The organism is Mycobacterium sp. 852014-52450_SCH5900713, assembly GCF_001667075.1.
Lineage (GTDB): Bacteria > Actinomycetota > Actinomycetes > Mycobacteriales > Mycobacteriaceae > Mycobacterium.
Genome location: NZ_LZIL01000075.1, coordinates 1 through 15,959 on the forward strand (window position 1 = coordinate 1; position 15,959 = coordinate 15,959).

Genomic DNA, 15,959 nt, shown 5'->3' on the forward strand with positions numbered 1-15,959 from the left:
CGCCGCCGACTCCGCCGTCGCAGACGGATACCGCCGCTCGAAGTGCTCATCGAACTCCGCGATCACCGCGGGCGACGACACCCTCGATTCGAACATACATTCGATTATGTCACCCGGCTAACGACAACCGCATGGCCCCCAGCCCGTCCGCGGCCGTCGCGGAAATCGTGCTCCGCACCATGAAGCGTGGCTCCCCCGCCGGCCACGGCCGGCCGCGATGCATGACCGCGCGGTTATCCCACATCACCACGTCGCCCTCGCGCCACGAGTGCACGAATCGGGCCTCACGGGCAGTTGCTGCCTCGGTCAGCCCGGCGATCAGCTCCCGCGCCGCCGCCGGCGCCATACCCTCGATCGCGTACGCGTGCGAGGCCAAATACAGCGCCTTGCGGCCGTTGACCGGATTGCGCCACACCAGACGCCAGCATTGCGGCGGCAGCGCCGCGCGCTCGGCCGGGCCGGCCAGGTCGGGCGCGATCTTGCCGCGCGAATAGGCGTACTCGTGCCAGGCAAAGCAATCTTCGAGCCGCCGTTGTAACCCGGGATCGAGGCGTTCGAAGGCGAGCCGGGTGGAGACATACTCGGTCTCACCTCCATGCCCCGGAATGACGCGCGACGACAACACCGAAGCGAGCGCCGGGACGCGCTTGAACGAGCTGTCGGTATGCCAGAGCTGGTTGGCCTTGTTCTCTAGGGCAATCCGGTGGCCTTCGGGCACGACGTTGCCCGCCTCGTCGAGGGTCTTGAGGATGACGAGGTTGGTGCCATGCCCGTCCGAACCGACCTTGGTGACCTCGAGCGGACCGAAGCAGCGGGAGAAGGCGAGCTGCGCTTCGTCGGTGACGTCCTGATCTCGGAACACCAGGACCGAATGCTCCTCGAACGCCGCGCGTACCGCTGCGTGCGCGACCTCCGATGCCGCGACGTCCTGAATGCTGACCCCACACACCTCTGCAGCGAAGCCCAGGCCCGACGGGACGATCTCCATCGGCGGCCTCCGAAGCGTTCGAGGTTTTCAATACGACTGTCCACCTAGAGCGCGCGCCCGGCAAGCCATCGGCACGACAGACCGAGCGAAACTACGGCCCCGCTCGCCGGCTGACGAACTCGCGGCGGTCCCCCGTCACCGGATCGTCGAACTCGATGCGCTGCGCCAGCAACCGCAGCGGCGTGCTGAAATCATCGGCCGGCACGTCAATGATGTTGGGGTACAACGGGTCTCCGTTGATCGGTACACCAAGGGCGGCCATGCTCACGCGCAGCTGGTGGGTGCGCCCGGTGCGCGGGGTGAGCCGGTACAGGCCGTCCGGGGAAAGGAGTTCCACCAGCGTTTCCGCGTTGGGCGCTCCGGGTTCGCAGACGGCCTGCAAAACCCCGCGCCGCTTGACGATCCGGCTGCGCACCACGCGCGGCAACACCAGGGCCGGGTCCACGGCGGCGCGCGCCAGATACGTCTTGCGCACCAACCCCCGCGAGAACAGCGTCTGGTATGTGCCGCGCACCTCGCGGCGCGCGGTGAACAGCAACACCCCGGCGGTCAGCCGGTCCAGCCGATGCGCCGGGCTCAGCTCAGGCAGGCCCAGCTCCCGGCGCAGCCGCACCAGCGCCGTCTGCGCCACGTGGCTGCCGCGCGGCATGGTGGCCAGAAAATGCGGCTTGTCGACGACCACGATGTCGGCGTCGCGATGAAGCACCGGAATGTCGAATGGCACCGGAACTTCATGAGGCAGCTCCCGGTAGAGAAACACGTGTGATCCGGCGGGCAGCACCGTGGCCTCGTCGACCACCGCACCGTCGGCGTCGACCACCTCCCCGGCCAGCACCTTCGACCGCGCCGGCGCGCCGAACCGCTCGGTCAGCTCGGCCAGGACCGGTCCGCCGTGCAGCCGCACCCGCGCCGGGCCGAGCCCGTCGCGCACCGGCAGCGGCGCCGTTCTCACCTGACGCTCAATTCAAAGGCACCGGCTCGAGGATCTCGGCGCGCGCCTCCGGGGCGCTCGCCCGCAGCTCGTCCGCCGACACGTCGTCGGGCTGGGCCTGCGACAAGATCTCGGCCTCCACCCGCGCGGAGTAGTTCGCCACCTCACGCTCGACGTCGGCGGCACTCCAGCCGAGCACGGGCGCGACCACGTCGGCGACCTCGCCGGCGCAGTCCACGCCGCGGTGCGAGTACTCGATGGAAATGCGCATCCGGCGGGCCAGGATGTCCTCGAGGTGCAGCGCCCCCTCGGCGATGACGGCGTACAGGGCCTCCACCTTCAGGTAGCCCGGCGCCTCCTTGATCGGGCTGAGCAGGTCGGCGTTTCCGGCCGCCAGACCCAGCACGTCGCCGATCAGCGAACCGTAGCGATCCAGCAGATGCCGCACCCGGTACGGATGCAAACCTTGCAGCGCCGCAACGTGTTCGGCCTGATTCACCAGGGCGAAGTAACCGTCGGCACCCAGCAGGCTGACCTTCTCGGTGATCGAGGGCGCCACGCGGGCCGGGACGAACTGGGCCGCCGCGTCGATCGCATCGGCGGCCATCACCCGATAGGTCGTGTACTTGCCGCCGGCGATGGCCACCAATCCCGGCGCGGGCACCGCCACCGCGTGCTCGCGCGACAGCTTGGAGGTCTCCTCGCTCTCCCCGGCCAGCAGCGGCCGCAGCCCCGCGTACACGCCGTCGATGTCGGCATGCGTCAGCGGAATGGCCAGCACGGTGTTGACCGTCTGCAGGATGTAGTCGATGTCGGCCTTGGTGGCCGCGGGGTGGGCCAGGTCCAGATTCCAGTCGGTATCGGTCGTGCCGATGATCCAGTGCGTGCCCCACGGGATGACGAACATCACCGACTTCTCGGTGCGCAGGATGATGGCGACGTCGCTGACGATACGGTCGCGCGGCACCACCACGTGCACGCCCTTGGACGCGCGCACCTGAAATCGCCCGCGCTGCTTCGACAACGCCTGAATCTCGTCGGTCCACACCCCGGTCGCATTGACCACGACGTGGCCGCGGACTTCGGTGACGGCGCCGTTCTCGGAGTCGCGGACCCGCACGCCGGTCACCCGGTCGCCCTCGCGCAGCATCGCGACCACCTGGGTGGAGGTCCGCACCACCGCGCCGTAGTGGGCGGCGGTGCGCGCGACGGTCATGGTGTGCCGGGCGTCGTCGACGACGGTGTCGTAGTAGCGGATTCCGCCGATCAGGGACGTCCGCTTTAAGCCAGGACTCAACCGCAACGCGCCGGCCCGGGTCAGATGCCTTTGCGCCGGAACGGATTTCGCGCCGCCCATCCGGTCGTAAAGGAAGATGCCCGCGGCGACGTAGGGCCGCTCCCACACGCGGTTGGTCAGCGGAAACAAGAACGGCATCGGCTTGACCAGATGCGGCGCCAGGGTGGTCAGCGACAGCTCCCGCTCGTAAAGCGCCTCGCGCACCAGCCCGAACTCCAGTTGTTCGAGATAACGCAACCCGCCGTGAAACATCTTCGACGACCGGCTCGAGGTGCCCGACGCGAAATCGCGCGCCTCGACCAGCGCCACCTTCAGCCCTCGGGTGGCGGCGTCCAGCGCGCAACCGGAGCCCACCACGCCGCCGCCGATGACGACGACGTCGAACTGCTCGGCGCCGAGTCGCTCCCACGCCAGCGCGCGCTGCTGAGGTCCCAACGTGGAAGCCGCCCAGGTCTGTGTGCTCTGGGGCGCCTGTATCGGGTTGCTCACGGCAGAGGACTCCTCACCGGGAAACTCCTGTCGGTTACTCGCCAGTAGGACGGTGTCGGACCAAGGCTAGTCGAGATCGTCGTGGGCCATCAGCCGACGAGCGGCCTCGGTGATCGAACCGGACAGCGACGGGTAAACGGCGAGCGTCTGCGCCAGCTCGTTGACCGTGATGCGGTTTTGGACGGCCACGGCGATCGGCAGGATCAGTTCCGATGCGATCGGGGCCACCACCACGCCACCGATCACCACGCCGGTGGACTTCCGGCAGAACATCTTCACGAAACCCTGTCGCAGCCCGGACATCTTGGCCCGCGCGTTGGTGCGCAGCGGCAGCATGATCGTGCGGGCCGACACCGAACCGTCGTCGATCATCGTTTGCGGCACCCCGACGGCCGCGATCTCCGGCCGGGTGAACACCGTCGCCGCCACCGTGCGCAACCGGATCGGGCTGACGCCCTCGCCCAGCGCGTGATACATCGCGATGCGGCCCTGCATGGCGGCCACCGACGCCAGCGGCAGCAGGCCGGTGCAGTCGCCGGCGGCGTAGATGCCGGCCACCGAGGTCCGCGACACCCGGTCCACGGTCAGGTAGCCGCCGCGGCCCAGCTCGATGCCGACGCGGTCCAGGCCGAGCCCGCCGGTGTTGGGGACCGAACCGATGGTCATCAGGGCGTGGCTGCCCTCGACGGTGCGCCCGTCGGCCAGGGTGACCAGCACGCCGTCTCCGGTGCGGGTCACCGACTGGGCACGGGCGTTCTTGACCAGCTCGACGCCGCGCTCGGAGAACGCCTCTTCCAGGACCAACGCGGCGTCGGCGTCCTCGTAGGGCAGCACCCGGTCCCGGCTGGCGACAACCGTCACGGGTACGCCCAGCTCGGTGTAGGCGTGCACGAACTCGGCACCGGTGACACCCGACCCGACCACGATGAGGTGTTCGGGCAGCGCCTCCAGGTTGTAGAGCTGCCGCCAGGTCAGGATCCGCTCACCGTCGGGCTGCGCGGACGGCAGGACCCGCGGGCTGGCGCCCGTCGCGATCAGCACAACGTCGGCCTCGTACTCGCTGGTGGTGCCGTCGGGGGCGGTCGCCTTGATGCGGTGGCAGGCCAGCCCCGGTGTGGGGTCGATCAGCTCGCCGTGCCCGGCGACCACGTGCACGCCCATGCCGAGCAGCTGTTCGGTGATGTCGGCCGACTGCTCGGTGGCGAGTTGCTTGACCCGGGCGTGAATCCGCGGCAGCGAGATCTTCGCGTCGTCGATGTCGATGTCGAAGCCGAGCCGCGGCGCCCTGCGCAACTCGGTGCGCAGCCAGGTCGACGCGATGAACGTCTTGGACGGAACGCAGTCGTCCAGCACGGCCGCGCCGCCGATCCCGTCGGAGTCGATCACCGTGACGTGGGTGGTGTCGGGGTGGGAGGTGGCGGCCACCAGCGCGGCTTCGTAACCGGCCGGGCCTCCACCGAGGATCACGATGCGGGTCGCCACAGCCCCAACCTAGCGGGGGGACCCGGGCCACCGCAGCGCGGCGACGATGCCGTCGGGACAAGACCGCGCGCGCGTGTGACGTCTAAGCTTTCCCCGTGCCGATCTACGCCGCCTACGGGTCGAACATGGATCCTGAGCAGATGCTCAAGCGCGCACCCCATTCGCCGATGGCCGGAACGGGCTGGTTGCACGGGTGGCGATTGACGTTCGGGGGCGAGGACATCGGCTGGGAAGGCGCGCTGGCCACGGTCGTCGAAGATCCGGATTCCAAGGTGTTCGTCGTCCTGTACGACATGACCCCGGCCGACGAGAACAACCTCGACCGGTGGGAGGGCTCCGAGTTCGGGGTGCACAAGAAGATCCGCTGCCGGGTGGAGCGCATCTCGTCGGACACCAGCACCGACCCCGTGCTGGCGTGGCTGTATGTGCTCGACGCCTGGGAGGGTGGGCTGCCGTCCGCGCGGTATCTCGGCGTGATGGCGGATGCGGCCGAAATCGCCGGAGCGCCGGCCGATTACGTGCACAACCTGCGAACTCGACCGGCCCACAACGTCGGTCCGGGAACGGGCTCCTAAGGCCCGTGTCGATTCTCTCCACACCGGTGGTCGCCGACGCACTGGCGCGTACGTTCGCCGCCACGGTCAGGCCGGCTCCCAAGGCCGCCGTGCGGTTTCCGGAATTTCGGAGCCAGACCTCTGAGGTCTCCATCCCCACCCGGCACGGCGCGGCGTCGGCAACCGTCTACCGCCCGCCGGCCGGCACGGCGAACCCGTCCGTCTACGTCAACGTGCACGGCGGCGGCTTCGTGGTCGGGCACCCCGAACAAGACGATCCGTGGTGCCGATACCTCGCCGCGAACGCGGGCGTCGTGGTGATCAATCCGGACTATGTGCTGGCGCCGCGTCACCGCTTTCCCGCGGCGCCCCATCAGGTCTACGACATCGTGTGCTGGGCGGCGGCCCCCGACCGCGACTGGGACGGCAGCCGGCTGTGCGTCGGCGGCCAGAGCGCCGGCGGCAACCTCAGCGCCGCCGCGGCACGGCTGGCCCTGGAGAACGGCGGGCCCCGCATCGCGTTGCAGGTGCTGCATTACGCGCCGCTTGACCTCGTGACGCCCACCCGCGACAAGCCGTCCAGCGCGGGCGACCGGGCGGTCATGAAACCGTGGATGGGCGAGGTGTTCGACACCGCTTACGTGCCCGACCCGGCACAGCGGCGCGACCGCCTCGCCTCTCCCGCCTGGGGCGACAACGCCGACGCAATCGCGGGCATCGCACCGGCATTGGTCGTGACGACCGAACACGATCGGCTTCGCGACGAGGCCCGCAGATACGCCGAAAAGCTCGACGCCGCAGGAGCATTGGCGGAGTACCACGAGGTGGCCGGCGTCGACCACGGCTACAACATCATGAGCGCGGCGACCGACGTCACCCGGCGAACCTATGCGCACATCGCCGGGCACGTCGTGCGTGCCACGAGCTAGGGCAGCGAAAACGCGGCCGCCTGCTCGACGATGTTGACCATCACGCGCAGCCCGATCGCCAGGGCGCGCTCGTCGAGGTCGAACGTCGGCTGGTGCAAATCCAGCTGCGGCCCCTGGCCCGGCCACACGCCCAGGCGCGCCATGGCGCCGGGAATCTCCTCGAGATACCAGGAGAAGTCCTCGCCCCCGCCGGACTGGCGGGTGTCGGCCAGCGCGTCCGGGCCGATGGCCTCGATCGCGTGGGTGAGGATGCGCGTCGAGACGTCCTCGTTGACCACCGGCGGCACGCCGCGCCGGTATTGCAGCGTGTGGTCGATGCCCAGCGGGGCCAGCAGCGCCGACACCGTGTCGCGGATGATCTCTTCGAGGCCCACCCACGTCTGCCGGCTGGCGGTGCGGACCGTGCCGCCCAGCACACCGCTCTGCGGGATGGCGTTGGCGGCCACCCCCGCGTTGACCGCGCCCCACACCAGCACGGTGCCGTTGCGCGGGTCGATGCGCCGCGACAACACCCCGGGCAGCCCGGTGATCAGCGTGCCGAGCCCGTAGACCAGGTCGGCGGTCAGGTGCGGACGCGACGTGTGCCCGCCCGGGGAATGCAGGATGATCTCGATCTGGTCGGCCGCCGAGGTGATGGGCCCGTGCCGGACCGCGATCTGGCCGACCTCGAGCCGGGGATCGCAGTGCAGGGCGAAGATCCGCGACACCCCGGTGATCGCCCCCGCGGCGATGGCGTCGATCGCGCCGCCGGGCATCAGCTCCTCGGCGGCCTGGAAGATCAGCCGCACCCCGACCGGCAGCTGCGGCACCGACGCCAGGGTCAGCGCGGTGCCGAGCAGGATGGCGGTGTGGGCGTCATGGCCGCAGGCGTGCGCGACGTTGGGCATGGTGGAGGTGTAGGGCGCGCCGGTGCGCTCGGCCATGGGCAGCGCGTCCATGTCGGCCCGCAGCGCGATGCGCGGCTCGTGTTCGGGCCCCAGATCGCAGACCAGTCCCGTCCCGCCCGGTAGCACCTTGGGGTTGAGACCCGCGTCGGCCAGCCGCTCGGCGACGAACTGGGTGGTGGCGTACTCCTGGCGGCCCAACTCGGGGTAGCGGTGGATGTGCCGGCGCCATTCGACCAGGTCGTCGTGGTGTGCGGCCAGCCAGGAGGAGGCGGCGTCGGCGAGGCTCATGCGTGCGCCCGCCGTTCCTGCGCGGCCAGCACGCGGTCACGTTCGGCCGGCGTCTGGGCCAGCTGAACCACCGTGCGGGCCAGCATGATCGCGCCCTCGACGACGGCGCGGTCGGCGCTGGGGCCGGCGGCGGCCGTGGCGAACGCGCGCTGGTGCACCATGGCGCCACCGGCGTCGACCCCGACGATCGGATGGATGCCCGGCAGCACGTGCGTCACGTTGCCCATGTCGGTGCTGCCCATGGGCAGCGCCGCTTCGAACTCGCGGGCCACCGGCTCGCGCCCGAGCCGGCGCATCTCGTCGCGGAAGACGTCGGCCAGCCATTCGTCGGGCCTGAGTTCGTCGTAGGGGGGTGCCGGGTTGTCGATCTCGTAGTCGCAGCCGGTGGCCAGCGCACCCGCGGCGAAGCACGCGTACATCCTGCCCTCCAGCTGTCTCAACGAGTCCGATTCGACCGCCCGCATGGCATACAGCAGCGTCGCGTGCCCGGGGATGACGTTGACCGCCTGGCCGCCGTCGGTGACGATGCCGTGCACCAGTTGGCCGGGGGCCAGCTGTTGCCTCAACAGCCCGACGGCCACCTGCGCGACGGTCACGGCGTCGGCGGCGTTGACCCCCTGATGCGGCGCGACGGCAGCATGGGATTCCTTGCCGCGGTAGTGCACGGTCGCTTCCGACAGCGCCAGTGAACGGGCCGCCGCGATGTCGGCGGGCCCCGGGTGCAGCATCACCGCCGCCGCCACGTCGTCGAACACCCCGGCCTGCAACAGCAGCGCCTTGCCGCCACCCGCCTCCTCGGCGGGGGTGCCGATCAGAGCCACCCGCAGGCCCAGGTCGTCGGCCACCTCGGCCAGCGCCAGCGCGGTGCCCACCGCCGATGCGGCGATGATGTTGTGGCCGCAGGCGTGGCCGATCTCGGGAAGCGCGTCGTATTCGGCGCACACCCCGATGGTCAGCGGCCCGCTGCCGAAGTCGGCGCGGAAGGCGGTGTCCAGGCCGCCCGCGGACGCGGTGATCTCGAAACCGCGTTCGGCGACCAGCGCCTGGGCCTTGGCGCAGCTGCGATGCTCGGCGAACGCCAGCTCGGGCTCGGCGTGGATGGCGTGGGACAGCTCAACCAGGTCGGAGCCCCGTCGCCGCACGACATCCTCGACGTTGTCCAATGCGGTGGTGGGCATTCTCGCAGTATCCCACCGCGACCTTCACGGCCTCAGTTACACCAGCCCGGCGATGAATCCGGCGGCCTGTCCGGGGTAGGGCGGCACACCGTAATCGTGGTGGGCCTCCCGGTCCCGGCCGCCGACCACGCACACCGGATCACCGTCAACGCAGATGTCGATGGCGCGGCCAGCGAACTGGCCCGCGGTCGACAAGGGCGTGTTGAACCGGTTTCCGGGGTTGCCGAACACCGCCACCGCCCTGACCTTGTTGGCCAGCCCCGGGTCCAGCGCGGGAGCCGACCCGAAGTTGCCGATGCGCTCGCCCAGCGGCGGCACCCCCGCCAGCATCGAGACCGCGGCGGCGCCCTGCGAGAAGCCGCCGAGCACCAGCTTCGTCGCCGGGCACTGGTCGACCATCTGCGCGATGTGGTCGCGGGCGTCGTTGGCGCCGTCGGCGGTCTGCAGGAAGTTGTAGCTGGCCGGGTAGTTCACCGCGTACGCGTCGACGCTGCGCGAGCCGAGGGCGGGCTGCAGCGCGGCGAGCAGCGCGTCTCCGGCGACCCCGAGGCCGGGCGGCTCCGCGGTGCCGCGGGCGAAGATGAGCTGAACGTCGGGACATCCGTCGGCCCGCGCCGGCGCCGTCGGACCGGTCGTGATCGAAAGCACCGCCACCGCAACGGCGACGGCTAGGCCGACAACCGGCCACCTACGAAGATTCATGCGGCAGATTTTCACATATTCCGGCGCGCGCCACTCCGCCGCTAAGCTCCCCGACTGTGGCCGAACCCCCGCTCGACCCCGCCGACCTCGCGCGGCGGGCGGCGCAGGCCATCGGGGAGCGCACCGGCGTACCCGAGCACGACGTCGCCATCGTGCTCGGATCCGGCTGGCGCCCGGCGGTTTCCGCGCTCGGCTCCCCGACCGCCGTGCTGCCCCAGGCCGACGTGCCCGGGTTCGCGCCGCCCACCGCCGTCGGGCACACCGGCGAGCTGATCTCGACGCGAATCGGCGATCGCCGGGTGCTGGTGCTGGTCGGTCGCGTGCACGCGTACGAGGGCCACGACCTGTGCCACGTCGTACACCCGGTGCGCGCGGCCTGCGCGGCGGGGGCGCGCATCGTCGTGCTCACCAACGCGGCCGGCGGCGTGCGGCCCGACCTGGCGGTAGGCCAGCCGGTGCTGATCAGCGACCACCTCAACCTGACCGCCCGTTCGCCGTTGGTCGGCCCGCAGTTCGTGGACTTGACCGACGCCTACTCGCCGCGGCTGCGGGACCTCGCCCGCCAGGGCGACCCCGGACTGGCCGAGGGCGTCTACGCCGGCCTGCCCGGGCCGCACTACGAGACGCCCGCCGAGGTGCGCATGCTGCGGATGCTGGGCGCCGACCTGGTCGGCATGTCGACCGTGCACGAGACCATCGCGGCCCGGGCGGCCGGCGCCGAGGTGCTGGGGGTGTCGTTGGTCACCAACCCGGCCGCGGGGATCGGCGGCGAGCCGCTGAGCCACGCGGAGGTGCTCGCCGCCGGCGCCGCGTCGGCCAGCCGCATGGGCGCGCTGCTGGCCGACGTCGTAGCCCGGTTGTGAGATGACGCCCGAGGAGCGGATCGCCGCGGCGGAGTGGATCGCACACGATCCCGACCCGGCTACGGCCGCCGAGCTCGCGGCGTGCGGTCCCGAGGAGCTCGCCGCGCGGTTCGCCCACCCGCTCACGTTCGGCACCGCCGGCCTGCGCGGTCCGGTGCGCGGCGGCCCCGACGCCATGAACGTGGCGGTGGTGTCGCGCGCCACCTGGGCGGTGGCGCGGATACTCGACGGACGCGGCCTGGCCGGCTCGCCGGTCATCGTCGGGCGCGACTCCCGGCACGGCTCCGCCGTTTTCGCCACGGTTACTGCCGAAGTGCTTGCCGCCCAGGGCTTCTCGGTGCTGCTGCTGCCTGGGCCGGTGCCGACGCCGGTGGTCGCGTTCGCCGTGCGCCACACCGGCGCCGCCGCGGGCATACAGATCACCGCCTCGCACAACCCGCCGACCGACAACGGCTTCAAGGTCTACACCGACGGTGGCATCCAGATCGTCTCCCCGACCGATCGCGAGATCGAGGCCGCGATCTCCGCCGCTCCCCCGGCCGACGAAATCCACCGGGCTCCGGTGCAGCCCGCCGTCAGCGATCTGGTCGAGCGCTACATCGCGCGCGCCGCCGCGGTGCGGCGCGGCACCGGTTCGGTGCGGGTGGCTTTGACCCCGCTGCACGGGGTGGGCGGCGGCGTGGCCGTGGAAGCGTTGCAGCGCGCCGGTTTCGGGCAGGTGCACACCGTGGGAGCGCAGTTCGCACCGGACCCCGACTTTCCCACCGTCGCCTTCCCCAATCCCGAGGAACCCGGCGCCACCGACGCGCTGCTCGCGTTGGCCGCGGAGGTCACGGCCGACGTCGCGATCGCGCTGGACCCCGACGCCGACCGATGCGCGGTCGGCGTCCCGGCCGGCTCGGGCTGGCGGATGCTGTCCGGGGACGAAACCGGTTGGCTGCTTGGCGATTACATCTTGTCGCGGGCCGCCGATCCCCGAACGGCGGTGGTGGCCAGCACCGTGGTGTCGTCACGGATGCTGGCGGCCATCGCGCGCCGGTACGGGGCCACCCACGTCGAAACCCTCACCGGCTTCAAGTGGCTGGCGCGCGCCGACGCCGGCGTGCCGGACGGCACGCTGATGTACGCCTACGAGGAGGCGATCGGGCACTGCGTCGACCCGGACGCCGTGCGCGACAAGGACGGCATCAGCGCCGCGGTGCTGGTGTGCGATCTGGTGGCCGCGCTCAAAGACCGGGGCCGTTCGGTTTCCGACGCGCTCGACGACCTCGCCCGGCGATACGGCGTGCACGACGTCGCCGCGGTGTCGCGCCGCGTCGCCGACGCCGCCGAGGCCGCCGAGCTGATGCGGCGGCTGCGCGAGACGCCACCGGAAACGCTGGCCGGGTTCACCGCGACCGTCACCGCCATCGCCGACGCGCTGATCTTCACCGGCGGCGACGACGACGCGTCGGTCAGGCTGGTGGTGCGGCCGTCCGGGACCGAGCCGAAGCTGAAGTGCTACATCGAGGTTCGCTGCGCGGCGACCGGCGAACTGGACGACGCCCGCCAGCGGGCCAGGGCGGTGCGCGACGAGCTGGTGTCCGCGGCGCAGAGCTGGTGACCGGGCTAGCGCGGCCCGTATTGACGGTCGCCCGCGTCGCCGAGACCCGGCACGATGTAAGCGTTCTCGTTGAGCCCGTCGTCGACCGCCACGGTGAACAGGCGCGCTTCGGGAGCCTTCTCCTCAAGCGCGGCAACGCCTTCGGGCGCGGCCACCGCGCACAACACCGTGATGTCGGTCGCACCGCGCTCCAGCAGCAGGCCGACCGTGTACTGCAACGACCCGCCGGTGGCCAGCATCGGATCCATGACGAACACCGGCAGGCCGGCCAGCTCGTCGGGCAGCGACTCGAAATACCCAGTCGCGCGATGGGTTTCCTCGTCGCGGGCCACGCCGACGAATCCGACCCGGGCTTGCGGCAGAAGCGCGAGCGCCTGATCCACCATGCCCAGCCCGGCCCGCAGCACCGGCACCAGCAGTGGCGGTTTGGCCAGCCGCACTCCCTGCGTCTCCGCCAGTGGCGTGCGGACGGGAAAGGTCTCTCGGGGCGCGTCCCGGGTGGCTTCGTAGACCAGCATCGCGGTCACATCCCGCAACGCCGCCCGGAAACCCTCGTTGTCGGTGCGCTCGTCGCGCATCGTCGTCAGCCGGGCGACCGCCAGCGGGTGATCGACAACGCGCACCTCCACGGTGCTTGACCTTATATAACGATCCGGCCGCAGTTCGCTAACGCCCCGCTGAAGCCGCCCGCGTCGCCGCGGACGGTGTGCCGGGTCCACCCATATGCTCCCGTAGTGCTGAGCGGAATCGCGGGTTCAACAGGGTTGACGGGCAGGGCATTTCGAGTCCTTGAACTGCTCGGCGCGATGGCCTTGATCGCGTTGGCGGCCAGCCCGTTGACTCCGCGGATCGGCCTTGTGGCAGCGGCCATTCCGAAGCCCGACCACATCGTGATCGTGGTGGAGGAGAACCGTTCCGAGTCGCACATCATCGGCAACAAGTCGGCGCCCTTCATCACCGCGCTGGCCGCGGGTGGGGCCAACATGGCCCAGTCGTTCGCCGAAACACACCCCAGCGAGCCGAACTACCTGGCGCTGTTCGCCGGCAACACCTTCGGGGTGACCACGGACCAATGCCCGGTCAACGGCGGCGCCGCCCCCAACCTGGGTTCCGAACTGCTGGCCGCGGGCTACACATTCGTCGGCTTCGCCGAAGGCCTGCCCGCGGTCGGCTCGCCCGCGTGCAGCGCCGGCAAGTACGCGCGCAAACACGTGCCCTGGGCCAACTTCACCAATGTGCCGCCGGCGAACTCGCTGCCGTTCTCGGCGTTCCCGATGGGCAACTACGCCAGCCTGCCCACCGTGTCGTTCGTCATCCCCAACAACGACGACAACATGCACGACGGCTCCATTGCGCAGGCCGACGCCTGGCTGAACCGCGAGCTGTCGGGTTACGCCAATTGGGCGGCGGCCAACAACAGCCTGCTGATCGTGACGTTCGACGAGGACGACGGCGGGAACCGAAACCAGATCCCCACGATCTTTTACGGCGCCCACGTCCGTCCCGGCAATTACAGCGAACAGATCAACCACTACAACGTGCTGTCCACGATCGAGCAGATGTACGGCCTGCCCAAAACCGGATACGCGGCCAGCGCGCCACCGGTCACCGATATCTGGGGCTAGGTCCAATCGCCCGGTTCCTTACTCGCCCCGTCCCGGCGCTCGCCGTCACCGGGCTAGGTCCGATCGCCCGATTCCTTACTCGCCCCGTCCCGGCGCTCGCCGTCACCGGGCTAGGTCCGATGGCAAGCACCTTCGGTGGCCGTCGCTATTGTGTGCCGCATGGCTGCTGACCTCGTGCCCATCCGCCTGAGCCTCTCCGATGGTGACCGCTACACCGTCTGGGCGCCCCGCTGGCGGGACGCCGGCGACGAGTGGGAGGCGTTCCTGGGCAAGGACGAGGACCTGTATGTCTTCTCTTCCGTCGCCGACCTGGTCGCGTTCGTGCGCTCCGACAACGACAACGACCTGGTTGACCACCCGGCGTGGAAGGACCTGACCGCGGCGCACGCGCACAAGTTCTCACCGGCCGCCGACCAGCAGTTCGATCTGGTCGCGGTCGAGGAGCTGGTGTCGGAGAAGCCGACGGAGGAGTCGGTGAGCGGGCTGGCCCGCACGCTGGCGCTCGTCTCGTCCATCGGGTCGGTGTGCGAGCTCGCGGCGGTGTCGAAGTTCTTCAACGGCAATCCCACGTTGGGCACCGTGTCGGGCGGGATCGACCACTTCAGCGGCAAGGCCGGCCTCAAACGCTGGAACGCGCTCGGCGAGATCATCGGGCGCAGCTGGGACGACGTGCTCGGCGCGATCGAAGACATCGTCACCACCCCCGAGGTAGACACCAAGCTGTCGACCAAGGCCGCCGACGAGCTGGCCGAAGAGCCCGAGGAAGAAGAGGCAGAAGACACCGAAGCCGTGCCCGAGGAGGCCGAAGACGAGGCCGACGACGAGGCCGACGAGCCGGTGGAGGCCGACGCCGAGGAACCCCGCGCGGCCGCTGACACCGTGATCCTGGGTAGCGACGAGGATTTCTGGCAGCAGGTGGGCATCGACCCGATTCGGATCATGACGAGTTCGGGCACCTTCTACACCCTGCGTTGCTACCTCGACGACCGCCCGATCTTCCTGGGCCGCAACGGGCGCATCAGCGTGTTCACCTCCGAACGGGCGCTGGCCCGTTACCTCGCCGACGAGCACGACCACGACCTGGCCGACCTGAGCACCTACGACGACATCCGCACCGCCGCCACCGACGGTTCGCTGGAAGTCAAGGTCACCGAGGACAACATCTACGTGCTCAGCGGGCTGGCCGACGACATCGCCGACGGGCCGGACGCCGTGGACCGCGACCAGCTGGACCTTGCCGTAGAACTGCTGCGCGACATCGGCGACTACTCGGAGGAGGGCACGGTCGACAAGGCGCTGGAGACGGGCCGCCCACTGGGCAAGCTGGTGGCCTACGTTCTCGAGCCCGGCTCGGTCGGCAAGCCCTCGGCGCCGTACGCCGCGGCGGTGCGGGAATGGGAGAACTTGGAGCAATTCGTCGACGGGCGGCTCAGGCGCGAATAGCCCCCGTTTGACGGGCCTACGAGTCTCCTCTTTACTGGCGGGTGTCGCTTCCCGGGATCGGCCCATTACCGCTGTACGGCTTTCAACGGCCGGGCATGCTGTTGTTCGGTTTGCTCCCGCTGGCCCTGCTCGCGGTCTACGTCCTGGTCCAGGCCCGCCGCCGGCGCCGGCTGCGTCGGTTCACCGAGGCGAACGTGCCACAGTCGCCGACGCGGCACATTCCGATCGCCGTATCACTGCTCAGCCTGGTCCTGCTGACCATCGCGCTGGCCACGCCGACCCATGACATGCGCATCCCGCGCAACCGGGCCGTCATCGTGCTGGTCATCGACATGTCCCAGTCCATGCGGGCAACCGACGTCCCACCGAACCGGCTCAAGGCCGCCGAGGAGGCGGCCAGCCAGTTCGCCAGCCAGCTGACGCCCGGCATCAACCTCGGGCTGGTCGGCTTCGCGGGCACGCCGTACCTGCTCGTGCCGCCGACCCCGCAGCACCAGGCGACCATCGACGCCCTGAAGAAGCTCGACTTCGCCGACAGCACGGCCACCGGCGAGGCCATCTTCACCGCCCTGCACGCGGTGAGCGCCACCGCGATCACCGGGGGTGACACCCCGCCGCCGGCCCGCATCGTGCTGCTCTCCGATGGCAAGGAGAACAAGCCGTCCAACCCCAGCGATCCGCATGACGGGGTCTACACCGC

General features: G+C 70.4%; 15 protein-coding genes. 7 read left to right on the forward strand and 8 right to left on the reverse strand.

The genetic code is table 11. The features are described from left to right. Positions 1-109: 109 nt before the first annotated feature. From A5773_RS22700 to A5773_RS22715, 4 genes are all read right to left on the reverse strand, one after another. Complete coding sequence (locus A5773_RS22700; RefSeq protein WP_067792752.1) at positions 110-988, reverse strand: TauD/TfdA family dioxygenase; 879 nt, start codon at positions 986-988, stop codon at positions 110-112. Between the two features lie 91 nt (positions 989-1,079). Further along, complete coding sequence (locus A5773_RS22705; protein WP_066949947.1) at positions 1,080-1,940, reverse strand: pseudouridine synthase; 861 nt, start codon at positions 1,938-1,940, stop codon at positions 1,080-1,082. Between the two features lie 7 nt (positions 1,941-1,947). Next, entirely contained in the window at positions 1,948-3,705 is a 1,758-nt protein-coding gene (locus A5773_RS22710; protein ID WP_066949950.1) for a glycerol-3-phosphate dehydrogenase/oxidase, read from the reverse strand. Between the two features lie 66 nt (positions 3,706-3,771). Beyond that, complete coding sequence (locus tag A5773_RS22715) at positions 3,772-5,187, reverse strand: NAD(P)H-quinone dehydrogenase (RefSeq protein WP_066949953.1); 1,416 nt, start codon at positions 5,185-5,187, stop codon at positions 3,772-3,774. A gap of 95 nt (positions 5,188-5,282) precedes the next feature. Here A5773_RS22715 and A5773_RS22720 point away from each other — a divergent pair, with 95 nt between their 5' ends. Both A5773_RS22720 and A5773_RS22725 read left to right on the forward strand, forming a co-directional pair. After that, a complete protein-coding gene (locus A5773_RS22720; RefSeq protein WP_066949956.1) occupies positions 5,283-5,762 on the forward strand; it encodes a gamma-glutamylcyclotransferase in 480 nt (159 codons plus the stop codon). An 89-nt stretch (positions 5,763-5,851) separates the two neighbouring features. Continuing rightward, complete coding sequence (locus tag A5773_RS22725) at positions 5,852-6,670, forward strand: alpha/beta hydrolase (protein ID WP_067792758.1); 819 nt, start codon at positions 5,852-5,854, stop codon at positions 6,668-6,670. Here the strand turns inward: A5773_RS22725 and A5773_RS22730 are convergent. Genes A5773_RS22730 through A5773_RS22740 form a run of 3 tightly spaced genes read right to left on the reverse strand, consistent with a single transcriptional unit; the run spans position 6,667 to position 9,677 of the window. Continuing rightward, the gene (locus A5773_RS22730; RefSeq protein WP_066949958.1) at positions 6,667-7,845 is read right to left on the reverse strand and encodes an amidohydrolase; all 1,179 of its coding nucleotides are present in this window, start codon (positions 7,843-7,845) and stop codon (positions 6,667-6,669) included. The two genes, A5773_RS22725 and A5773_RS22730, sit on opposite strands and share 4 nt — an antisense overlap. Continuing rightward, a complete protein-coding gene (locus A5773_RS22735) occupies positions 7,842-9,023 on the reverse strand; it encodes a M20 family metallopeptidase (RefSeq protein ID WP_066949961.1) in 1,182 nt (393 codons plus the stop codon). The genes A5773_RS22730 and A5773_RS22735 overlap by 4 nt, the downstream gene beginning before the upstream one ends. 36 nt (positions 9,024-9,059) lie before the next feature. After that, positions 9,060-9,677 carry a cutinase family protein gene (locus tag A5773_RS22740; protein WP_231989175.1) on the reverse strand — a complete coding sequence of 206 codons (618 nt, stop codon included), beginning with the start codon at positions 9,675-9,677 and terminating at the stop codon, positions 9,060-9,062. Between the two features lie 104 nt (positions 9,678-9,781). On the opposite strand from A5773_RS22740, the gene A5773_RS22745 reads away from it, so the two are divergent. Both A5773_RS22745 and A5773_RS22750 read left to right on the forward strand, forming a co-directional pair. Next, positions 9,782-10,588 (forward strand): purine-nucleoside phosphorylase, encoded by an 807-nt coding sequence (locus tag A5773_RS22745; RefSeq protein WP_067262914.1) that lies wholly within the window; start codon positions 9,782-9,784, stop codon positions 10,586-10,588. Between the two features lies 1 nt (position 10,589). Beyond that, positions 10,590-12,191 carry a phospho-sugar mutase gene (locus tag A5773_RS22750; protein WP_067262917.1) on the forward strand — a complete coding sequence of 534 codons (1,602 nt, stop codon included), beginning with the start codon at positions 10,590-10,592 and terminating at the stop codon, positions 12,189-12,191. 5 nt (positions 12,192-12,196) lie between these two features. On the opposite strand, the gene upp is transcribed toward A5773_RS22750, so the two are convergent. Continuing rightward, positions 12,197-12,820, reverse strand: coding sequence for a uracil phosphoribosyltransferase (upp, locus tag A5773_RS22755; RefSeq protein ID WP_066951422.1), 624 nt, complete (start codon positions 12,818-12,820; stop codon positions 12,197-12,199). A 177-nt stretch (positions 12,821-12,997) separates the two neighbouring features. On the opposite strand from upp, the gene A5773_RS22760 reads away from it, so the two are divergent. The 3 genes from A5773_RS22760 to A5773_RS22770 form a co-directional block, all read left to right on the forward strand. Then, positions 12,998-13,816 carry an alkaline phosphatase family protein gene (locus A5773_RS22760; protein ID WP_067262920.1) on the forward strand — a complete coding sequence of 273 codons (819 nt, stop codon included), beginning with the start codon at positions 12,998-13,000 and terminating at the stop codon, positions 13,814-13,816. Between the two features lie 159 nt (positions 13,817-13,975). Next, positions 13,976-15,259: a primosomal protein gene (locus tag A5773_RS22765; protein ID WP_067262923.1), complete on the forward strand. Its 1,284-nt coding sequence runs from the start codon at positions 13,976-13,978 to the stop codon at positions 15,257-15,259. 41 nt (positions 15,260-15,300) lie between these two features. Next, a partial coding sequence (locus tag A5773_RS22770) for a VWA domain-containing protein (RefSeq protein ID WP_067792755.1) occupies positions 15,301-15,959 on the forward strand: 659 nt, incomplete at its 3' end.